General features: G+C 40.5%; 15 protein-coding genes. 8 read left to right on the top strand and 7 right to left on the bottom strand.

What is annotated here, in order from left to right; translation table 11 throughout:
• Positions 1-38: 38 nt before the first annotated feature.
• Positions 39-1,013, top strand: a complete 975-nt coding sequence (locus tag DC498_RS23845) for a deoxyhypusine synthase family protein (RefSeq protein ID WP_116876636.1) — start codon at positions 39-41, stop codon at positions 1,011-1,013.
• Between the two features lie 39 nt (positions 1,014-1,052).
• Here the strand turns inward: DC498_RS23845 and DC498_RS23840 are convergent, their stop codons facing one another.
• Positions 1,053-1,412, bottom strand: coding sequence for a hypothetical protein (locus DC498_RS23840; RefSeq protein ID WP_116876635.1), 360 nt, complete (start codon positions 1,410-1,412; stop codon positions 1,053-1,055).
• Positions 1,413-1,520: 108 nt separating this feature from the next.
• Positions 1,521-3,026, bottom strand: coding sequence for a M28 family peptidase (locus DC498_RS23835; protein WP_116876634.1), 1,506 nt, complete (start codon positions 3,024-3,026; stop codon positions 1,521-1,523).
• Between the two features lie 92 nt (positions 3,027-3,118).
• Here DC498_RS23835 and DC498_RS23830 point away from each other — a divergent pair, with 92 nt between their 5' ends.
• The gene (locus tag DC498_RS23830) at positions 3,119-3,568 is read left to right on the top strand and encodes a nucleoside deaminase (protein WP_116876633.1); all 450 of its coding nucleotides are present in this window, start codon (positions 3,119-3,121) and stop codon (positions 3,566-3,568) included.
• A gap of 52 nt (positions 3,569-3,620) precedes the next feature.
• Here the strand turns inward: DC498_RS23830 and DC498_RS23825 are convergent, their stop codons facing one another.
• Together DC498_RS23825 and DC498_RS23820 are read right to left on the bottom strand one after the other, a co-directional pair.
• Positions 3,621-4,937 carry a MutS-related protein gene (locus DC498_RS23825; RefSeq protein WP_116876632.1) on the bottom strand — a complete coding sequence of 439 codons (1,317 nt, stop codon included), beginning with the start codon at positions 4,935-4,937 and terminating at the stop codon, positions 3,621-3,623.
• Between the two features lie 33 nt (positions 4,938-4,970).
• The gene (locus DC498_RS23820; protein ID WP_116876631.1) at positions 4,971-6,362 is read right to left on the bottom strand and encodes a dihydroorotase; all 1,392 of its coding nucleotides are present in this window, start codon (positions 6,360-6,362) and stop codon (positions 4,971-4,973) included.
• Positions 6,363-6,494: 132 nt separating this feature from the next.
• Between DC498_RS23820 and DC498_RS23815 the strand changes: the two genes are divergently transcribed.
• Together DC498_RS23815 and DC498_RS23810 are read left to right on the top strand one after the other, a co-directional pair.
• Entirely contained in the window at positions 6,495-8,711 is a 2,217-nt protein-coding gene (locus DC498_RS23815; RefSeq protein WP_116876630.1) for a S9 family peptidase, read from the top strand.
• A gap of 101 nt (positions 8,712-8,812) precedes the next feature.
• On the top strand, positions 8,813-10,789 hold the full coding sequence (locus tag DC498_RS23810) for a lectin-like domain-containing protein (protein WP_165813944.1): 1,977 nt from the start codon (positions 8,813-8,815) through the stop codon (positions 10,787-10,789).
• 123 nt (positions 10,790-10,912) lie between these two features.
• On the opposite strand, the gene DC498_RS23805 is transcribed toward DC498_RS23810, so the two are convergent.
• The 3 genes from DC498_RS23805 to ltrA form a co-directional block, all read right to left on the bottom strand.
• Positions 10,913-11,275, bottom strand: a complete 363-nt coding sequence (locus DC498_RS23805) for a DUF4870 domain-containing protein (protein ID WP_116876628.1) — start codon at positions 11,273-11,275, stop codon at positions 10,913-10,915.
• A gap of 157 nt (positions 11,276-11,432) precedes the next feature.
• Entirely contained in the window at positions 11,433-14,846 is a 3,414-nt protein-coding gene (gene mfd / locus DC498_RS23800) for a transcription-repair coupling factor (RefSeq protein ID WP_116876627.1), read from the bottom strand.
• Between the two features lie 244 nt (positions 14,847-15,090).
• Positions 15,091-16,344: a group II intron reverse transcriptase/maturase gene (ltrA, locus tag DC498_RS23795; protein ID WP_116876626.1), complete on the bottom strand. Its 1,254-nt coding sequence runs from the start codon at positions 16,342-16,344 to the stop codon at positions 15,091-15,093.
• Positions 16,345-17,012: 668 nt separating this feature from the next.
• Between ltrA and DC498_RS23790 the strand changes: the two genes are divergently transcribed.
• The 4 genes from DC498_RS23790 to DC498_RS23775 all read left to right on the top strand — a co-directional run bounded on the left by DC498_RS23790 (position 17,013) and on the right by DC498_RS23775 (position 22,657).
• Positions 17,013-17,840 carry a glycoside hydrolase family 16 protein gene (locus DC498_RS23790; RefSeq protein WP_116876625.1) on the top strand — a complete coding sequence of 276 codons (828 nt, stop codon included), beginning with the start codon at positions 17,013-17,015 and terminating at the stop codon, positions 17,838-17,840.
• A 149-nt stretch (positions 17,841-17,989) separates the two neighbouring features.
• Complete coding sequence (locus DC498_RS23785; protein ID WP_116876624.1) at positions 17,990-20,602, top strand: MGH1-like glycoside hydrolase domain-containing protein; 2,613 nt, start codon at positions 17,990-17,992, stop codon at positions 20,600-20,602.
• 183 nt (positions 20,603-20,785) lie between these two features.
• On the top strand, positions 20,786-21,829 hold the full coding sequence (locus DC498_RS23780) for a hypothetical protein (protein WP_133176965.1): 1,044 nt from the start codon (positions 20,786-20,788) through the stop codon (positions 21,827-21,829).
• A 213-nt stretch (positions 21,830-22,042) separates the two neighbouring features.
• Positions 22,043-22,657: a hypothetical protein gene (locus DC498_RS23775; protein WP_133176964.1), complete on the top strand. Its 615-nt coding sequence runs from the start codon at positions 22,043-22,045 to the stop codon at positions 22,655-22,657.
• Positions 22,658-22,680: the final 23 nt, after the last annotated feature.

The raw sequence follows: 22,680 nt of genomic DNA, 5'->3' as shown, positions 1-22,680 counted from the left end.
AGTAAAACACTATTTTTGCCGCTTACAAAATCAAAATCATGGGTAAAGGTCCGGTTTCTCAGTTTATACAGCATCATTACCGCCACTTTAATGCGGCTGCGCTTATGGATGCGGCTAAAGGTTATGAAACTCATTTACTGGAAGGTGGCAAAATGATGGTTACGCTTGCAGGAGCAATGAGCACAGCGGAGTTGGGTTTATCATTTGCTGAAATGATCCGCCAGGATAAGGTGCATATTATAAGTTGCACGGGCGCAAATCTTGAAGAAGATATCATGAATCTTGTAGCGCACACGCATTACAAGAGGGTTCCTAATTACCGGGATCTTAGCCCGCAGGATGAATGGGATTTGTTGGAGAATCATTATAACCGCGTTACAGACACCTGTATTCCTGAAGAAGAAGCTTTCAGGAGAATACAACAGCATATCGCTAAAATATGGAAAGACGCTGACGCAAAAGGAGAGCGCTATTTTCCGCATGAGTTTATGTATAAACTACTGCTGAGTGGCGTGCTGGAACAATACTATGAAATTGATCCCCGGAACAGCTGGATGCTGGCTGCCGCGCAAAAAAACATTCCCATCGTTGTACCCGGGTGGGAAGACAGTACCATGGGAAATATTTTTGCTTCTTACATTATTAAAAATGAAATGAAAGCCACTACCATGAAAAGTGGTATTGAGTATATGGTATGGCTGTCTGATTGGTACAGGAACAACAGCGGCGGAAAGGGTGTAGGGTTTTTCCAGATTGGTGGCGGTATTGCAGGCGACTTTCCTATTTGTGTTGTGCCTATGATGTACCAGGACCTGGAATGGCACGATGTTCCATTCTGGAGTTATTTCTGCCAGATAAGTGACTCAACTACATCTTACGGTTCATATTCCGGCGCTGTGCCCAACGAAAAAATTACCTGGGGAAAGCTGGATGTTAATACACCAAAATTTATTGTGGAGAGTGATGCCACCATTGTAGCGCCACTGATTTTTGCGTGGTTATTGGGTTGGTAAACCTTATTTGCTGATTTTTTAAGAAGCGCTGTATATTTTTTATGCAGCGCTTCTTTTTTTAAGTGCCTGGCTCATTTCTCTTGCATCATGAATAGACCTTACAAGGTAAATAAGTATAAAAATCTTGACTATTATACTGCCTCCAAGATAGGTAGGCTTTATAGCAGCAGAAATTATTGATAATATAATAAAAACAACCAATGCAGATAACAAAGAAGGGTAGGGAGCCTTCTTTGCCAACATAGCAAAAATTGCAAAGAGTACAACGGCAATCATTGTTACAATTGTAACCTCCCACGAAAACTGGCTGTTTGCAAGAAGCGATATAATTTCTGCAATTATAATAAGGCACATTGCATCCAATAGCACATTCCTGATTTTATTAGTGTTAATCTCCATATAGAGGTTTAGGTAATTCCCCGATTGTTTGTAATCCTAAAGTACCGATAAAACAAACATTCTCAAAGTATTAAACCTGAGATTTAGATGAATATCACTAATTTTTCGCTAATTCAATGGAATATCCCGCTTCAACATATCCTTCCTGTTGGCCATTTCCCAACCGGTATAAAATATAAGCTGAGCCCTTTTGCGCATTAAATCATAATTTATTTTATCTGGCGTGTCTGTTGGTTTGTGGTAATCTGCATGCAAACCGCTAAAGTAAAAAATGATAGGCACCCCGCGTTTTGCAAAATTGTAATGATCGCTTCTATAGTAAATTCTTTGAGGATCTTTGGGGTCATTGTATTTATAATCCAGCTCAAGCTTTGTATTCTTTTTATTGATTGATTCGCTGATTGGTTTCAGGTCAGAACTCAGCTTGTCGTCGCCAATTACATATACATAATTGGTGGAGTCACCATATGTGCGGCTGGGATCAATTCTTCCTATCATATCAACGTTCAGGTTTACGCTGGTCTTTTCCAGCGGGTACACAGGGTTAGCGCCATAGTAATCAGAACCCCACAGCCCTTTTTCCTCTCCGCTCACGGCCATGAATAAAATACTTCTTCTCGGGCCTTTGCCATCTGCTTTTGCTTTTGCAAAAGCTTTTGCTATCTGCAATATGCTCACCGTGCCCGATCCATCATCATCTGCGCCATACCATATAACTCCTTTTCTTATACCCAGGTGATCATAATGCGCAGAAATAACAACAAATTCATCCCTGAGATCAGTTCCTTCCAGCAAGCCCAGCACATTACTGCTTTGCAGTGTCAGCCTTTGTTTTTGCAGATCAACAGATACATTGGCGCCGAATGATTTTGAAGCCGCGCTTTTATTCAATGTCGCGGTTTTTACCGCGTCATAACTGTCTTTCATAATAGCCCTGGCTATTTTTTCACTTACAAAAAAAGTATTGATACGAACTGATCTCTGAAAAGCATTTACATACATATTGCTTTTATCTTCCATCGGGTTTATCTTAGCATTAACTACAAACAATGCAGCTGCTCCATTTTTCATGGCAGCTTCCTGTTGTGTAAAAAAATTAAAGCCCCTGCGGTTTTGAGGAGAAGGTTCGCCAGCCATATCCGGCGATAATACCACTACCAGCTTTCCTTTGGCATCAATATCCCTGTAATCATTTCTTGTAGAATCGCTGATGCCGAATCCCGCAAAAACAACCTCACCAAAATTATAGGAAGCCGAATGGTTAGATGAGATTACAAATGAAAAGTCTTCGTTCCGGGAAAAAGCTTCATCATTTACTACAATAGATGAATTAACCAGGGAGTCAATATACACAGGGAATGTCATCTGGTAATTTCCATTATTGCCGGGTTTTAAGCCTATGGATTTAAAATAATCTTCAATAAAAGCCGCGGCTTTTCTTTGTCCTTCTGTAGCTGTTTCCCGCCCTTCCATCTCATCACCTGCAATTATGTAGAGATTTTTTTTCAGGTCGTCTACGGTTATAATTTTAGCATACGGTTTGGGATTAGCTGTTTTCTGAGCAAAAGCACCTAAAGAAGCCATAATGAAAATGGCGATACATGTAATTCTCATGATGATGTATTAAATATCATCAAACATAAACAAAACTATGATATGCATAACATAGTTTTGATAAATGGTTTAACCGGTATTTAACATGATTTATGACAAATGAATATTATATGCAGCAGGCGCTGAAAGAAGCAAGGCAGGCTTTTGATGAAGGAGAAATTCCTATAGGAGCGGTTATAGTACAGGGATCTGCCATTATAGCAAGAGGACATAACCAGGTTGAGAAGCTTAATGATTCAACCGCTCACGCAGAGATCATTGCGCTTACATCTGCATTCAATTATCTCGGCAGCAAATATTTGCCTGAAGCAACATTATATGTTACCATTGAACCATGCATTATGTGTGCAGGAGCTTTGTACTGGAGTAAAATAAGTAAAATTGTATTTGGCGCTGATGATGAAAAAAATGGCAGCATCAGCAAACCACCTTATATAACCCAGGGGGTTTCGCCGTTTCACCCCAAAACGGTAGTTGAAAGAGGAGTTCTAAAAGAAGAGTGTGCCCAACTGATGAAAAGCTTTTTTCAGCAGAAACGATGAGGGGGCTATCAGCAGCCAGCGAATTCAAATCTCAAATCAGAAATTTCAAATTCTACAATCCCTCCAGCAACTCTACCACCTTTTCATGTTTAAGTATAAAATATCCAAGCCTGTCGTTACTGATGCCGTCTTTTAACTGGTAGCTGAACTCTAACTTATCATTACTGATATTGGTTTCAAAAAATTTGAAAGATATATTGGGATGATCCTTGATCTCATCACCTATTTCATACAGGTGTGTGGATAAAATAAATAATGAGCTTTTTATTTTTATTAACCCGTTTATTACCGCAAGGGAACAACGCATGGCATCCTGCACATTTGTGCCTTTAAATAATTCATCAATCAAAACAAGCCACTTCTTTCCATTATTTATAGTCAGTATGGTCTTTTTTATACGCTGTACTTCGTTAAAGAAATAGCTCTCACCCTTCATGATATTGTCTTCCACATTGATATTACTTAGCACGCCATCAAATAAAGAAAGCTCAAGATGTTTGGCCGGTACACCCATTCCAAGATGTGCAAGAAATACCGCTATGCCAAGCGATTTGATAAAAGTGCTTTTGCCGGCCATATTAGCGCCGGTAAGAAAAAGAAAATTGCTGCTGGGCGATAGTTGTATATCGTATGAAACAGGCTTAGGCAACAGTATATGATATATTTTGTCTGCCTTTATATAGGGCTCGTCGGTAACCACAAATGTTGGAAAGGTAAGCTGGTATTGCTGAACAGCTTTCGCCATAGAATACCATGCATCCAGTTGATAATAAATTTCAGCCAGCTCTTCATACCGCGATTTAAAGCTTTGCTTAAAAAAATGCCCGAAGTATAAGATCTCTTTGGGTGAAAATTTTTCGCCGGCCTTTTTATTTGCAAGTTCCTGTAAAGGCTGATGCAGCAACAGGCTGCGTATACGCGAAGCAAATAGCTGTAAACGCGGCGATGCTTCCGGCGCTTCAATCAGTAAGGCGATTTGCTGCAACCCTACTATAAAATCACGGAAATGGGTAACCGAATACCTGATCAACCCAAAATCAACACTATGAAATGTTCTGTACGCCTGTATGCTGAATATGTCGTTGGAGCGGGGAATAGGATCAAGCTGGGTATCATAAAATTTATCAATCATCATCATGGTTCCGTTGGTAACAGAAGCCGGCCAATGATTGATGCACGATAAAATGAGCCTGATTATATTTTGTGTATCAATAATTTTATTAAGATCACCGGTTGGTTCATTCATCATCCAGCGCAGCCATTCCTTACCGCCGTTGGTACGGGTAAAATTAATTTTATGAAATACAGAAAACTCCTCTTCATGGCTGAAAAGAGCGAGATCGTTGTATGTGGTTTTATCTATCTGCATTATTTATAAGCTGCCGGGCATGTTAATCTATGCTCACCTGTCAAAACTTAGCCTCATTCCTTTATGAGATTCATCCCAGTTGGTATTTCCATAATTTTCATACACCAGATTTCCATTAACAAAAGTATGGGTAATAGTTGCCGGAAAACCAAACCCTTCCAAAGGGCTCCACCCACATTTGTATAACAGGTTCGAAGTACCAACTGTTGATGCTTTATTCATATCAGCTATTACCATATCACCCCAATAACCTTCCCTCATATACCCCCTGTCTTTAATATTGTAACAATCCGCAACAGCATGGCTCATCTTCTCAGCAATTTTCTCAAGGCTTATTTTGCCCATTTTATAGTAATGCAGCATGAGCAGCAACGGGTGCTGTACCAAAGGCAGCCCGGCATGAGCATGTTCATAAGTGGTGTCTTCATTTTTTACCAGCTTCCCCTGTTCATTCCTGTAATATCCTTTTTCCTTCAGGGTATGTGGCGCATGATCTGTAGCTATTATATCCAGCCGGTTGTCAAGCAATGCTTTCCATAAAGCTTCTTTATTATTCTTTGCCTTGATGGCGGGATTGCATTTTATAAGATAGCCTAACCGTTCGTAATCACTACTGTCAAAATGAAGATGATGAACGCATACTTCACATGTAATTCTTTTATCCTTTAACGGTATAAGATTGGTAAACAACTGCAGTTCTTTTTCTGTAGAAATATGCAGTATATGCAGGCGGCTGTTGTGTTTTTTTGCAAACTGTATAGCGGTAAACGAAGATTCAAAGCAGGCCTCTTCATTACGGATAACCGGATGGTCAGACGCTTCCAGGCTTTGTTTTGATTGTTTCAATGCCTCATAGTTGGTTCTGATGATCTTTTCATCTTCACAATGCGTAGCAATCAGCACTTCGCTTTCACGAAAAACTTTATCCAGCGTGAGATAATTGTCAACAAGCATATTGCCGGTACTGGAGCCCATAAAAATTTTGACGCCGCAAATATCTTTTTTAAGCTTATTTACTTTCAGCACTTCTTCGGCGTTATCATTAGCCGTACCCATAAAAAAGGAATAATTTGCCAAAGACGATTGGGCCGCAATGGCGTACTTATCCTCAAGCAACGCAATAGTTAATGCATTGGGCACCGTATTGGGCATTTCCATAAAGGATGTAACTCCACCCGCAACCGCGGCTTTTGATTCCGAATATATAGTAGCTTTATGCGTTAAGCCTGGTTCACGAAAATGAACCTGGTCGTCTATAACGCCCGGCAAAAGGTACTTACCTTCTCCGTTAATTTCCTGCACATCAAAATCCACGTCAATTGTTCCTGCTATTTTTTCTATCCGCCCCTTCCTTATCAAAGCATCCATCACTGCAACCTTGTTCTCATTAACCACACCAATATTCTTAACCAGATAATTTTTCATATATTAATAAATGCTTGAATATGGGTGCAATTTAAATGAATACCTTTATTTTTACACACCTTTACAAGTCCGATCCCAATATCTTAGGCCCGAATAATCTTCCCTGATTCATGTTTGTAACAATTCACCGAGATGAAGAAATTAACAGTTTCCGTTTTAATTATTATTTCAGCGATCGCAGCGCATGGGCAACAAAAGTCTGTAACAAATTTTGACCTTGACAAAATATGGAGTGGTTACTTTGATGAGAGAAAATATGTGGTGCATTTAATGAACCAGTCGCCTAAGTTTGCCTGGATTCAATCCGATACCGGCGCAGGTCCTCAGGTAATTCTGGCACTGGATTTTAATACCACCCGCATAGTAGATACATTGTTTTCAAATCAGATCAAAAGAGACAGTGATTCTCTCGCAACTACTTTTACTTATTTCCAGGACTTTCAGTTTTCTCCCGACGATAGTAAAATACTCGTTCAAACACAGATTGAACCCTATAATAATATTTCACAAAAAGCCTTCAACTATGTTTGGGATGTTGATAAAAAAATCCTGAATGTAGTTTCAGCTAATGGAAAACAGTTATGCCCGGCTTTTTCCCCGGATAGCAAATATCTTTCTTATATACTCGACGGCAACCTGTACCTGATGGATATTGATAAGAATAAGACTATCCCCATTACGGTTGACGGTGCGCCCGGAGAATTTATATACGGTATGGCTGACGCGTTGTACGAAAATGGGTTTGGCATTACAAAAGCATACGACTGGAGCGCCGATGGCAGGTATATTGCGATGTTGCGGTTTAATGAAAATACCGTAAAACAATATCCCATTACTACGTATGAGCGTTCTTATGCTGAGATAAGAAGACAGCGCTATCCGCTGGCCGGAGAAATGGTGCCTGACGTAAAAGCATTTGTATATGATATAACGAATAAACTTTTTATTTCTGTTGATGTGGGTGTAAATCCTGATCAATATATTACCGGCATTAAGTGGGCGCCGGATAATAAAACACTGCTTGTTCAAAAACTTACAAGAGATCAAAAGAGGCTGGAAGTATTGAAGACTGATGCCATTACCGGTAAAAGCACCGTTTTATTTACCGAGGAGCGCCCTGCTAATTACGTTGCTATTCAGCCTTCTAATATTTGGTTCATCGATAATGGTAAATCTTTTTTATGGCTAAGTGAAACTAACGGCTTCCGGCATATCTATAATGTAAGTTTAGACACCGCAGGCATGCAACCATTAACCTCCGGAAAATGGGAAGTGATTTCTGTAGAAGGAACAGATGACAGCAAGAAAGAGATTTTTTATACCTCTGATGAAATTGGTTCTCGGCAAAAACATTTATATAAAATTGGGTATGACGGTAAAAACAAAACACGTATCACCACCGGCGCCGGTTATCACGATGTTGCGGTAAGTAATGATAAAAGATTTTTCTTTGATGAGTTTTCTTCTATCAATACACCTTCTGTTTACCAGGCTGTTTCTATTAATGGAAAAGATCCTAAAAAATTAATTGAGAATAAAGAGCTGAAAGACCGTATGAAAGATTTCGGTATTCCTGATGCAGATTTTTTTACGGTTAAAGCAAACGATTCTATGGTTATGAATGGATGGGTAATCCGTCCATATAATAACTTCAAATCAAAGCTTCCCCTTGTGCTGTATGTGTATGGTGGCGCTACCCGCCAGGAAGCCATAGATAAATGGAATGATAAATTTACGCTCACTATGCGCTGGCTTGCTAACCAGGGCTATATAGTTGCCTGTATTGACCCGCGCGGCACGCCGGGCAAAGGTGAAGCTTTCAGGAAAAGCAATTATAAATCTCCGGGAGATATTGAAATGGAGGACCTGTTGAAAGTCAGGAATTTTTTATTGAGAACTTATCGCATTGATACCGCAAATACTGCGGTTATGGGTTGGAGTTATGGTGGTTATTTGGCCGCATTGGCACAAACCAAGTATGCCGGGCAGTTTAAAGCCGCTGTAGCTATTGCACCGGTAACAAACTGGAGGTTTTATGAAAATGTTTATTCAGAGCGGTTGCTTGGATTGCCGAGTGAAAATGCGGAAGGGTATAAACAGGCATCTCCCATTACATTTACAGATAATTACAGGGAAGGGTTATTTCTTGTACACGGTACAGCAGATGATAATGTACATTTACAGAACAGCCTTGAGCTAAGCAAACAATTAACCAACAGCAGGAAGTCGAATTTTGATCAGCATTTTTATGCGGATAAAACACATACCCTGAGTGATGGCACGCCGAATATACTACGCATCAGCCTCTATACCCGGATAAATGATTTTTTAAAGAAGGAGCTGAAATAAGTATCCGTTTAATGTTGTATATGCTGTATAAACTAAGTGCTTATAATGTAAATTACAGCCATTAACTGCACATGAGTAATGCGCAGGTTATCATTTTGCCAGTGAGTACCCTAAAAATTATATATACCAGGCCTGAGTTTTTCTTAATGGCAGTTATTTTCTTTATACCGGCATTTATGAATGCCGCGGCGGCGCAGTCAAACAATCCATATCATATCAACGGCAATGCTTCGCAGGAAAACTGCAATTGCTATACACTTACACCTGATCAAAATACAACATCAGGCTCGGTATGGAATATCAATAAAATAAATCTTACACAATCTTTCGATTATCACTTTAATGTTTACCTCGGCTGTAATGATACGGAGGGGGCAGACGGTATCGCATTTGTATTACAGCCGATCAGTACAAGCATTGGGACCACAGGTGAGGGATTAGGTGTGGAAGGCGTATCGCCATCTGTTATTGTTGCTATCGACACTTACCAGAATACCAATAAAAATGATCCGTCATACGATCATATTGATATCCACCTGAATGGAGATCTTGTGCATGGATCAACAAATAATATTGCAGGACCCGTGCAGGCTTTGGCAGGTAGTGCTAATATTGAAGATTGCCAGTGGCATGTGCTCAGGATAGTTTGGAATGCTGCAGGTAAAGTGATGACGATTTATATGGATGGAGACCAGCGATTGACCACCGGCATAGATCTTGTGCAAACTGTTTTTTCTGGAGACCCTATGGTTTTCTGGGGATTTACCGCTGCAACCGGCGGCGCTACCAATCACCAAAGATTTTGCACATCTCTTAATGCCGAATTTTCTCTGCCCGCAGATCAGATTACCTGCTATCCCGAACCTATTCAATTTATTGACAGTTCAACCTCCTTTGGAAATATTGTAAAATGGTATTGGGACTTTGGAGACGGCACAACCGATACAACGGCACATCCGCCGCCACATGTTTATCCCGAGCCGGGAAACTATACTGTTAAACTGAATATACTTGGTAATAACGGATGTCTTTCAGATACATTTCAGCAGCAGATAGTAGCCGGGTCAAAACCTCTGCCGGATTTTGATTTTAAATCACCGCCTTACTGCGATGATAAAATGATCCCGTTTAATGATCTGTCGGAAGTAGCATATGGTACGATTGATTACCGGAAATGGACAGTAAATGGAAGCAGCTTTGTTACTCATGACGATACTTATTATAAGCAATTGCCTGTGGGTATAAGCAATATTTCATTGCAGGTAGGCACCAGAGAAGGATGTATATCAGATATCGTTAGTAAAACAATAGAAGTAGAACAGCACCCTGAAATAACCATAAGCGGTTTCACACAAGCCTGCAGGGAAGAAGAAGTTCGTTTTATGGCTTTTAATGCAAATACTGCCGTGCCTTTGCAGCAGGCATACTGGAATTTTGGGGATGATAACACCGCGGTTTCATTTACGGCCTTTCACAGTTATGCAGATACCGGCGTCTATACTGTACGAAGCTATGCGTTGGCAGAAAATGGATGTCCGTCAGATACGCTTGCCCAGAAAATAATTATTTATGGCACTTATGCAAACGCGGGAAATGATACCGTTGTTGCTATTGGTCAACCCCTCCAGTTGCAGGCCTCAGGCGGGAAATATTATAGCTGGTCTCCATCCGCAGGATTAAGCGATGCGTCAATAGCAAATCCTGTTGCAATGCTGGCAGGCGATATTACTTATACGGTTACTGTTTCTTCCGATGCCGGCTGTGCTACTTCAGATGAAATAAAAATAAAAGCATATAAAGGACCGGAGTTTTATGTGCCCAATGCATTTACCCCTAATGGCGATGGGAAGAATGATGTTTTCCGGTTTACTGCTGCAGGTATGCAGGAGATCTTTTATTTTAAGGTATTTAACCGTTACGGGCAGGTGGTATATTCCTCAAAAAATATCAGCGAGGGATGGGATGGAACAGTAAATGGTAAACCTCAATCAACCGATACCTATGTATGGATGATTGAAGGAAAAGACTATACAGGAAATATTGTCAAAAGAAAGGGAACTGTAACCCTGTTGAGATAAAGATATTATAAGTCTGTTCAGGAGCTGCTGCAAAGAATGGAACATATGCGACAGATATTCACGGAGGATCCGCGCTGATCAGCACCATTCCCGTATTCCGTGTGCTGTTTTATAAAAAGATGATTATTTTATCAACCTCAATGTAAACGGGTAACGGTATAACTTTCCATCGCTTGCCTTTATTGTAGCAACTATTACCAATACCAACGCAATTATACCGGGAAGCCAAAGTAAAAACCACCCGATAACCGAAATCATTAATACAATTATGATCAGCACCAATGTTATCTGGAAATTCAATGACTCTTTAGCATGTGCCGCAACAAAAGTGGAATCATCTTTTTTAATAAGATATATTATTAATGGTGCAAGGATAGGTGCAACAAAGGTGAGAACATGTGAAAGTATCGCCAGCGTTTTCTCATCGCTGTTTGGCGGTATTACAGGTTGTTCCTCTGTGCCGAGGAATTCGCTTTGCTGATCCATAATGTAGTTGGTTTTATACTGAAATATAAACCAAATAGTACAGATTTCATAATCGGGAAATACTTCAAACCTTTCGTATAGTCATATTGTCTACTGTAATCTGTATCATATATTCAGAGAAACCCCTGATCTTTTATCACCAGGTCCAAATAAGCGGCTATACAACCGTCACAGTTTCTTTTATGTACCTGTGCATTTTAAAGAGGAAATTATATAAATGCTCCATACTTTCTACATCTTCATGTATCAGCAAAAAGTTCCTGCCGGTTTGCTTCAGCCTCGCCTTGTTGGTTTGCGTTTGTACAAACTGGAGCATTTTGTTAAACGTGCCTGATTCAAAATAAGGAGAGTCGGGGTTGTTTACAAAGTAACAGCGCAGTGTATTTTCTTTCAGCACCATTTTCTCAAAGCCCATATCTACCGCCATTTTACGGCAACGCACCGTGGTAAATAAATCTTCTACCTGCGGCGGCATTGGTCCAAAGCGGTCAATTATTTCGGTATGAAACTGCTGTAGTTCTTCTTCACCTTCCGAATTATCAAGCCGGGTATATAACGATAACCTTTCGTTGATGCTTTCCACATAACTATCCGGTATCAGTATTTCAAGGTCTGTATCAATAGTACAATCCTGCACATAATCTTCCTGCTGCTGGATTTCTTCTTTAAACACTTCACGGAAAGAGGTTCGCTTCAGCTCCCTTATGGCTTCATCAAGGATTTTCTGGTACATCTCAAAACCTATCTCCGCCATAAAGCCACTTTGCTCACCACCCAGTAAATTTCCGGCGCCGCGTATATCAAGGTCACGCATCGCTATCTGGAAACCGCTGCCAAGCTCACTATGCTGCTCAAGGGTTTGCAGGCGCTTGCGGGAATCTGCGGGCAACGTACTCATCGGCGGAGCAAGCAGGTAACAAAACGCTTTCTTATTACTTCTTCCCACCCGTCCACGCAACTGGTGCAGATCGCTCAAACCAAACTGGTGTGCATTATTTACTATAATGGTATTTACATTCGGGATATCAACACCACTCTCCACTATATTGGTACAGATCAGTACATCATATTTGCGGTCAATAAAATCAAGTATCCTTTCTTCCAGTATATGGCCTTCCAACTGCCCGTGGGCAATACCAATACTCAAATCGGGGCAAAGCCCCTGTATATGCACCGCCATTTCATTTAAGCCCACTACACGGTTGTGTATAAAGAAAACCTGCCCGCCACGCTCTGTTTCGTAATAAATGGCATCGCGGATAAAGTCTTCATTAAACACCTGCACTTCTGTTTGTATTGGCTGCCGGTTAGGCGGGGGGGTATTCATAATGCTCAAATCTCTTGCACCCATTAAGCTGAACTGCAATGTTCTTGGGATAGGCGTTGCCGTTAGTGTAAGACAGTCAACATTTGTTTTAAGCGTTTTGATCTTTTCTTTATGCCCCACGCCAAATTTTTGTTCTTCGTCAACAATCAGTAAACCCAGGTCTTTAAACTTCACTTCTTTACCAACCAAAGCATGTGTGCCGACAATAATATCAATTTTCCCTTCCTGTAATAGCTGTAATGTTTCTTTTTTTTCTTTGGATGATTTAAAGCGGTTTACATAATCTACCGTTACCGGAAAATCTTTCAGCCTTTCTTTGAATGTTTTATAGTGTTGAAATGCAAGAATAGTGGTGGGCACAAGTATAGCAGCCTGCTTATTATCGCAGCAAGCCTTAAAAGCCGCACGTACCGCTATTTCTGTTTTGCCAAACCCCACATCTCCGCATACCAGCCTGTCCATGGGGCTTGGCGTTTGCATATCTTTTTTCACATCTGCAGAGGCCTTGCTCTGGTCTGGTGTATCCTCATAAATAAAAGATGCTTCCAGCTCTGTTTGCATATAATTATCCGGGCTGAAAGAAAATCCTTCCTGCGCTTTTCGCTGCGCATATAATTTTATAAGATCGAAGGCAATTTCCTTAACCTTCGCCTTCGTTTTCTCTTTCAGCTTTTGCCAAACATCACTGCCGAGCTTGTTTATTTTAGGTGTTGTGCCTTCTTTACCTGTATACTTAGCTATTTTATGTAGCGAGTTGATATTTACATAGAGTATATCCGTATCCTTGTAAATAATTCTGACAGCTTCCTGCAGCTTACCATTCACTTCAATTTTTTGCAGGCCACTGTATATACCTACCCCATGATCAATATGTGTAACATAATCGCCCGGCTGCAATTCACGCAACGCTCTTAAGGTAAGCGCTTTATTTTTATTATAGGCCTGCTTTACCTTGTATTTATGATAGCGCTGAAAAATCTGGTGGTCAGTGTAACACACAATTTTCAGATCATTATCAATAAACCCTGCATTAACAGAAACCGGAACAGGCGTAAATGGTATCTCTGCTTTCAGATCAGCAAATATGCTGTGCAGGCGCTCAAGCTGGCGGGGATTTTCCGCAAAAAGGTATATGCTGTATTTCTTCAGCTCCCAACTCTTCAAATCTTTTATCAGCATATCGAACTGGCGGTTGAAGGAAGGTTGCTCTTTTGTATCAAACCCGATTTCTATTCCGCCAAAATGTGGTGTGTGCCCAAACTCTACAACATGTCTGCCGCGCAGTTGTTCTTCAATAATGGCTGCATGCACAAAATCATCTGCGCTTACATCTTTCTTTTCAAGATTATCTTCCCCTTCATCATTAGCCGTAGTTCGCGGCTTACTTGTTTCCTGTACACGAAAAAATATTTCAAGATCTTCTTCCTGCACATGCAACTTTTCTTTCACTACATCCCAATCCTGTATCCATACTGCGGTATTTTCCGGGAGAAATTCCGGCAGCGAGACTTTTTCACCGGTTTCAAACTGCGTTTCAACATTGGGAATAATAGTTACCTGCAACAATTTTCTTTCGCTCAACTGTGTTTCCGGATCAAATATGCGAATGGAATCCACATCATTACCAAACAATTCAATACGATAGGGCTTTTCATTGCCGAAAGAATAAATATCGAGTATCCCTCCCCGTAAGGCAAACTGCCCGGGTTCATATACAAAATCCGTCCTTTCAAAACCATAATCCACAAACTGCGAAAGCAGTTCAGTAACATTAATGGTATCGCCTGCTTTAATACGGATAATATTACCTGACAACGTTTTGGGCAATACCACTTTTTCAAACAATGCTTCAGGATATGTAACAATGGCGCCAACCCTGTTACCCCTTGCGGTAGAAAAGCGGGTGAGCATTTCCGTGCGAAGCATTACATGCGAAGCATTAAGCTGCCGGTAGTTCTTACGGTTTTTAAATGAGGCAGGAAAATAAAAAACATTCAGCGCGCTGGTAAGGTTTTCCAGCGAATTATGAAAATACGCGGCTTCTTCCGCATCATTCAAAACAATCAAATGATTTACCTGGGAAGCGAGATCATGCCTGAACACGCTGGCAAAAACAAACTGCGAAGCGCTTCCGTGCAGGTTTTTTAAATAAAGTTGTTGGGGTTTAGACAATACGAGCCTGCCCGCAATCTGAAAAATGCGGGTATCTTTCAAATACTCGTCCAGCAGCACATTCAAATTCATCGTGTATTAATCCTGCCTGTTTTATGCAACAGGCTCAGGTAAAGCGCTGCAAAGATAAGGCGTAAACTTAAGTTGGCACATAGTTAATTTTCATGAATACGTTTTGTATTTTGAGTATTTTTTTGAAACCGGCCTACACCCCTGATCAGGCTATATTGGGCCGAGTAGGGCACGGCATTTCATCCACACCCTCTCACAGAACCGTACGTGACAGTCTCCCGTCATACGGCTCTTCCCAGTCTTTTCAGTTTTGAAAGTAAGTAAATCCTCTATACCAATGCACAAACAAGTAGCTATGTGTCGTTGCAATTTGCTTTATCCGCTTCTTGCTTTCAATGGCGTTTTGTTTATGCTTTTTGGCATACCATTTCTCTATTTGTTTATTCATCGGATCAAACAACTTGCTTAGTTCCGATGATCTAAACTTTCCGTAGTAGTTGATCCATCCTCTCGTTTGCTTTTCAATCTTCTTTCCCATTTCCATTAATGTTTGATTGGTTTGCTTGAACACTTTGCTTTCTCTGATCCACCCTCTTATTCTCACAACTGCTTTGGGGCTAATTGCCGGAGAAAACACACCTATCATATTACCCTCTTTGTTTCTTGCTTTGCGTGGTTTGAACTGGTATCCTAAGAAGTCAAAACTTTTATTGGGGTACTTTTCATTACTTCCCCATTTTTGACATTTTACTATCCTTGTTTTCTTATTATTCAATTCCAGTCCGCACTCGTTCAGTCTTTCTGTGATTTGTTTTAATATCCACTGTGCTTGCACCAAACTTGCACAGTGCACAATCACATCATCAGCATAGCGTTCTAAGGGGATGGAGGAATAATTCTTTTCCATCCATTTGTCAATGGCAAAGTGCAGAAACATATTAGCCAGTACAGGACTGATGACACCTCCTTGTGGTGTGCCTTTTGTCCTTTGTTCTATGTTCCCTTCTGCTTTTTGAATGGGGGCTTTTAACCATCTGCGCACATACATCAGTATCCATTTCTCAGAGGTAAACCTTTCCACTGCCTTCATCAGCAGTTCATGATTAATGTTATCGAAAAAGCCTTTAATGTCAGGGTCTATCACCCATTCATATCTTCCACCTCTTTGCCTGCATTTTGCTATGGCATCATGGGCACTTCGATTTGGGCGATAGCCATACGAATCAGGATGAAACTGTTTTTCCGTTTCTTCTTCTATCACTTCAACTACTACTTGCTGCGCTATTCTGTCCAATAGCGTTGGCACACCCAATTTTCTTTTCCCTCCACCTGCTTTTGGTATTTCTATTTCCAGAGTTGCTACAGGAAAATAACTACCACTTGTCATCCTGTTCCACAACTTGTATAACAAGGGGGCTCTGTTTTTATCAAGGTCTTCCCATGTCATGCCGTCTATCCCTGCTGCTCCCTGATTCTTCCTTACCTTGTCACAGGCTTGTGCAATCTGCTCAAAGCTGATTGGGTGTCTGCCATCTTCTTTCTTTACTGTTGGTTGCATCGTTTAAATTCTTTCCCTTTTTAAAAGGTTGGTTTAATTGATTCACCGGACTGGTCAAGCTCCTTCGCTCTTTCTTGCTTTCACAAGATGTCATCACTACTACGAGCTTGTCCGCCCCTGCTACCGCTCCTCGGTTACTTTCTGCCTCACAGTTTGCGCTGCTTGGGCTTTTTCACCCGCTTCCTTTTCGTACGCTTTCAACTCTTTGGGTTCTACGGCGTCTTTACCTATTTGGGTTGCCTGGCTTGTAGCAGGTTCTCCTGTTCCATTGATTAGCCTTGTGCAAATGTCTTGCCTTCTCTATACCGTACACCATGCAGCCAGTATCAGATTACTCCCGCTGCACTTATCACAATCTGCGTCGGAGGATTGTTTTCGGCGTAGTCTATAAACTTTTCGATACCTCATCGAAGGTTCACTTGCGTTCAACTCATTTACACCTACCTGCAGTCAACGTTCAATACCATGCCTGTTAAAACACAGCACCTTGACCCGGTTTGATAGGTTTGTCTGACAACCCTACCGATAGGCCATTCTTAAAAAAAAGAACTCTATCATCTAATCAACAACTTTTCAGGACACAACGACGCTCCGTTCATCTGCATCGCTCCGGGCAACATTTCAAACAAATGCCGTATCATTGAAAAATAAATCATAAACGTTTTACTATGGATTTCTTTAAAAAAACGACAGTAGTACTATGTTTACTTACTTGTAATACTATTCTCCATGCCCAGCATACATACAAACTTGTTTGGAGTGATGAATTCAATAAGGATGGCGTACCGGATTCTTCCAAATGGAATTATGAGAAAGGTTTTGTGCGTAATGAAGAGCACCAATGGTATCAACCGGAAAACGCGTTTTGCAAAAATGGTTTATTAATTATTGAGGCAAGGAAAGAAAAAAAGCCCAACCCTTTATATAAGCCAGACCGTGCTGACTGGCGCACTAGGAGAAAGATTATTGGATACACTTCAGCCTGTATGATAACAGCAGGTAAGCATCAATGGCAATACGGCAAATTTGAATTGCGTGCCCGTATTGATATTGACGCAGGTGTTTGGCCCGCATGGTGGACGCTGGGCGTAGAAAAACATTGGCCTGCAAACGGCGAAATTGATATTATGGAATTTTACCGGGATACCCTTTTGGCTAATATTCTTTGCCATGGTGTAAACAACAGCAATGAGTGGTATACTACCAAAACCGGTGTGCAGCAATTAGGTGGCAAAGCATGGGCGGCTCAGTTTCATACCTGGCGCATGGACTGGACAGAGGAGTATGTTGCCCTATATGTTGACGATTCTTTATTGAATAAGGTAGCGGTTGAAAAATTAGTGAATAAAGATGGCAGCGGCTTTAACCCCTTTAAACAACCTCACTATATGCTGCTGAATCTTGCTATTGGCGGGCAAAATGGCGGAGACCCATCACAAACCGCTTTTCCCAAAAGAATGGAGGTGGATTGGGTAAGGGTTTGGCAGCAGGAATAATAGCTTCGCGCTATATCAACGTTGCCTCTTTAAGTTGTCAATAGGATTATTCTATCTTTTTCAAAATCTTCCTGGTAAAAAAAATATTAAGATTGTATATTTAACTATACGGTTGCGCCCATATGCTGTTGTTTACTTAACAAGCTGCTATGGATTTGAATGAAAATGAGCGTCTGATCCGCTCCCAAAAGAACCACAACTGGAAAAAATGGGGACCGTATATTTCTGAACGCCAATGGGCAACGGTAAGAGAAGATTACAGCCCCGAAGGGAATACCTGGGGGTTTGTAAACCATGATCTTGCCCGCAGTTATGCCTACCGTTGGGGCGAAGATGCCATTGCCGGATTTTGCGACAGCGACCAGGTTTTGTGCATTGCTCCTGCATTCTGGAATGGCAAAGACCCCATTCTTAAAGAGCGCCTTTTCGGGCTTACCAATAATGAGGGCAATCATGGAGAAGATGTAAAAGAACTCTATTTTCATCTCGACTCATCTCCCACACATTCATATTGCAGGTTTCTCTACAAATATCCCCAGCATGCATTTCCATATATGCAGCTTATACAGCAAAATCAGCGCGACAGGTTATCGCCGGAATTTGAACTACTGGATACCGGTATTTTTAACGACAACCGTTATTTTGATTGTTATATTGAATACGCCAAAGCAGGCGTATCGGATATACTGATGAAAATAACCGTATTTAACCGCGGACCTGAAAAGGCAACAATTCATGTATTACCGCATATCTGGTTTCGCAATTTCTGGAAACATAATATCCGTTTCAGCAAACCTGCTATAACATCAGTAACAGATAAATGTATAAAAACAACATCCAGCCGCAATGGCAATTTCTATTTTTACCACGAGGGCGGCGAACAGTTGTTTTGTGAAAATGAAACAAACAACGAACGGATGTATCACCGCACAAATGATGTGCTTTATGTAAAAGATGGCATCAACGATTATATCGTTAATAATCACCCTACGGTCAATCCCGCCAGGGAAGGAACAAAAGCCGCGGTATGGCTTAAGGCAGATATTGCACCGGGTAAGTCAAGAACATTCAGGGTAAGGTTAAGCGCTGCCATGCTCGACAATCCGTGGAACGATTTTGAAGAGGTCATTGCTAAGCGTATTAAAGATACCAATGAATACTATGATCAACTGGCTTCTTCTAAAAAGCTTTCAAAAAGCCAGCATAAATTGTTGCGCGGTGCTGTAAGCGGTTTGCTGTGGACAAAACAATTTTACTATCTCGACGTATATAAATGGATATTTGGTGAACCGAATGAAACCGCACCGCACCGGCACTATAAAAGAAATTACGACTGGCAGCATCTTACCTGCCGTAATATTATTTCCATGCCCGATAAATGGGAGTATCCCTGGTTCGCGGCATGGGATCTTGCTTTTCATGCAGCAAGCTTTATACATATAGACCCCTATTTTGCCAAGCAGCAATTACTGCTTGTGCTGCGTGAATACTATATGCATCCCAACGGACAGATACCGGCGTACGAATGGAACTTCAGCGATGTTAATCCTCCTGTACATGCATGGAGCGTGTGGTATGTGTATGAGGCAGACAAAAAGAAAACAGGCGTCCCTGATTGGGATTTCCTGGAAAGATCATTTCAGAAGCTGCTGATGAATTTTACATGGTGGGTAAACCAGAAAGACGCCAATGGCATAGATATTTTTGAAGGGGGGTTTCTTGGACTGGATAATATAGGTGTGTTTGACAGGAACCATATGCCTGCAGGTATAAAAAAATTACAACAGGCAGATGCCACAAGCTGGATGGCAATGTATGCCATCAATATGCTGCGCATTTCGCTTGAGCTGGCGCAGCACAACAAAGCATATGAAGAATCATCCGCAAAATTTTTCAGGCATTTTCTCAACATCGGCTGGGCAATGCATCACATAGGCAAGAAAGATATATCGTTGTGGGATGAAGAAGATAAATTTTACTACGATGCCATACAGTTTGAGAATGGTACAAGCCAGCGGATGAAAGTACGTTCGCTGGTGGGTATTATTCCTTTGCTCGCAGTTGAAATAATGCATAGCAGCATGTTTGATCAGTTAAGAGAGTTTAATACAAGGCTGCAGGTAATAAAGCTTACCCGCCCTGATCTTACCCGTGTTATTTCCGATATTGAGGCAAAGAATAAAGACAACAAATACCTGTTCGCGATAATGATAGGAGACAGGCTGGAAAGTCTCTTAAAAAGATTATTGGATGAAGATGAATTCTTATCTGATTATGGTATAAGGTCTCTTTCAAAATATTACCAGCACAATCCATTTGTTTTTGGTTACCAGGGGCATGATTACCGTATTCAATATGAGCCTGGCGAGAGTTCCAGCTCAATGTTCGGAGGCAATTCAAACTGGCGGGGCCCTATATGGTTACCGTTAAACTATATCATCATAAATGCGTTACGCAAATATTATGAATATTACGGAGATTCATATACTTATGAATTCCCGGCAAGGTCAGGCAATAAAATGAATCTGAAGCAGATTGCCAATGAGTTGACCAAAAGGCTGTTAAAAATTTTTGAAATAAACGAAAAGGGGCAATACCAGTATCATGCAGATTATCAGCCTGAATGGCAGGAAAAACATTTTAAAGATCATCACCTGTTTTATGAGTTTTTTAATGGTGATACCGGGCAGGGCTTAGGCGCATCTCATCAAACCGGCTGGACGGCATTGATAGCAAATCTTATATTGGAAATGGATGAGTGATTCACTTTTATCCGGCAATAATTGTACTGCATTATTATTAATCCCGTTTTAAAGCACAATCAACATTGAGCTTTTCTTAACAGTTTATGCTCCTTAAAACCAAGATTTCGTTAAAACATTTTCCTGTGTTTGATGTGGCAAAATAATGGCGGATATTGTACGTTTCAAGCAAAATTTCACACATTGAAGAAGCTCCTTTTTTTACTATCCTTAGCCGTTGTTTTTATATTTTTTATTACCATAGAAACCAACGCTCAAATGATAACAGGAGTATGGCATGGTAGAATAAACAGGCAAAAAATTGAAATAAAAATTGTTCAAAAAGGCGATAGTTTAATTGGCACATCTTATTATTATCAATCGCCTGGCAATTACAGGCGCTATAGCATCAGGGGATATTTTGACGGAATAAATAATGAAGCTGTTTGGTGGGATGATCAGTTCCTGGAAGAAAAAACAGGAAGAATGAATATCGGCTCCTCCGGTAAATATGAATTGATTTCCAGGGCAGATTTTAATTGTCCTGGTGGTGGCATTATGAAATTAGATGGCAATGCTGCATTAAAAAAAAACGAAGACAAATCAAAAGGTGAAGTGCATCTTGATAAAACAAATAATACCGCATTTAATGATGAATGGGATTTTGTAATTGAAAATTACACCGTTGGTGCCAATGATCCTTTTGTTATTGATAGTGTAAATATGATTGCGCGTCAACCTGCGCCTGTGCTACAGCCACAGCCGGAAAGAACAGTTATACCTGCTAGAGAAGAGCCTGCACCCAAACCCATAGCGGTTGCGGAAGAAAAAAGGCCAATTACGCCATTGAAGCCGCTAACCATTGAAGAAAAGTTTACACAACGACAGAAAGTTCCGATAATGGAAATTCCTGTATCGGGCGATTCTATTGAATTGAATTTTTATGATAACGCAGAAATAGACGGTGATTCGATAACACTGTTTTTAAATGAGAAGCTCATCTTCCAGCACATCTATCTCACAGATAAAGCCTTTACTGTAAAAATTCCCGTAAGCGACTTGCAACAAACCAATGAATTGGTAATGGTAGCTGAAAACCTTGGTTCCATTCCTCCTAATACTTCATTTATGGTTGCAAATGTAGGAGGCAAGCGCTATGAAGCGAGATTGGTAAGTACGGAAGGTAGCAGTGCGATGATAAAGTTTGTAAAAAATGATATTACCGGCACTTCCCCGGAAAAAAAATAAAAACAACACGCCGCAGGTGTAATACGTCGGCTTAGAAAATATTATTTTACAAAAAGCCGCAAAAAAGTGCGTTGCTGCGCTGTAAATGTTGCGGAAAATATTGATGAACTATTTTCCGCCCGGCAATGCTGTCTTCATATCTTTTAGATTTACAACGCAGATTGCTGATAACGGCTATTTTATGGAAACAGCACTTTTATTCATCTCTTTTATATGCGAGGCCTCTTTTTAATAATTTTTCTAATTGCCGCTGCTATATACTTTTTTTTGGTTGCCGCTGTCAACGATGACATCAAATGGTTTCACAACTTTTCTAAAAGTAGCAATCAGAAGTTACTAAAACCATTTCAAGCATTTGACTTTACTTATAATGATGTTTTTTCAACCTGCTTTTCAATCAAGTTTATACAAAGTGATACAGCATTAATAAGACAGCACTTTACTTCTTCTTCTGACAATCTAAAAACCGGAACTTCTTATTATACTTTACTTTCTAAGGAAGACAAAAAAATCATTGACAGCTTTATCAGCACAATACCCTTTCAAATTTATGACACATCATATTATGAATATTACCATGACGGAATAGACTACCAATTTTACATTGAAAAGGAAATGATCAAAAAAAGGATTAGGATTCATAGTAACAGCGTTCCTTCAGTATTAGTGGACTTCAAAGACTGGATTGTAAAAAGAAAACAGCAGTATCAGTTGCATCAGTTTGACACAACTATTTATTTTGAGAGTGCAAAATACGTTGTACCTCCTCCACGACCAGTGTCGCCCACGATGGAATTTAAAATTCCTAAAATAGAAAACAGCCGCTAACATGTGCAGCAACCTATAGCTGA

It is taken from the genome of Terrimonas sp. (assembly GCF_003075435.1).
Taxonomy (GTDB): Bacteria; Bacteroidota; Bacteroidia; order Chitinophagales; family Chitinophagaceae; genus Agriterribacter.
This window is presented reverse-complemented; position numbering and strand designations above follow the sequence as displayed.

Coding starts and splice junctions, on each gene's coding strand:
- DC498_RS23845 (WP_116876636.1), top strand. CDS start 39: ATGGGTAAAGGTCCGGTTTCTCAGTTTATACAGCATCATTACCGCCAC.
- DC498_RS23840 (WP_116876635.1), bottom strand. CDS start 1,412: ATGGAGATTAACACTAATAAAATCAGGAATGTGCTATTGGATGCAATG.
- DC498_RS23835 (WP_116876634.1), bottom strand. CDS start 3,026: ATGAGAATTACATGTATCGCCATTTTCATTATGGCTTCTTTAGGTGCT.
- DC498_RS23830 (WP_116876633.1), top strand. CDS start 3,119: ATGACAAATGAATATTATATGCAGCAGGCGCTGAAAGAAGCAAGGCAG.
- DC498_RS23825 (WP_116876632.1), bottom strand. CDS start 4,937: ATGCAGATAGATAAAACCACATACAACGATCTCGCTCTTTTCAGCCAT.
- DC498_RS23820 (WP_116876631.1), bottom strand. CDS start 6,362: ATGAAAAATTATCTGGTTAAGAATATTGGTGTGGTTAATGAGAACAAG.
- DC498_RS23815 (WP_116876630.1), top strand. CDS start 6,495: ATGAAGAAATTAACAGTTTCCGTTTTAATTATTATTTCAGCGATCGCA.
- DC498_RS23805 (WP_116876628.1), bottom strand. CDS start 11,275: ATGGATCAGCAAAGCGAATTCCTCGGCACAGAGGAACAACCTGTAATA.
- mfd (WP_116876627.1), bottom strand. CDS start 14,846: ATGAATTTGAATGTGCTGCTGGACGAGTATTTGAAAGATACCCGCATT.
- ltrA (WP_116876626.1), bottom strand. CDS start 16,344: ATGCAACCAACAGTAAAGAAAGAAGATGGCAGACACCCAATCAGCTTT.
- DC498_RS23790 (WP_116876625.1), top strand. CDS start 17,013: ATGGATTTCTTTAAAAAAACGACAGTAGTACTATGTTTACTTACTTGT.
- DC498_RS23785 (WP_116876624.1), top strand. CDS start 17,990: ATGGATTTGAATGAAAATGAGCGTCTGATCCGCTCCCAAAAGAACCAC.
- DC498_RS23775 (WP_133176964.1), top strand. CDS start 22,043: ATGCGAGGCCTCTTTTTAATAATTTTTCTAATTGCCGCTGCTATATAC.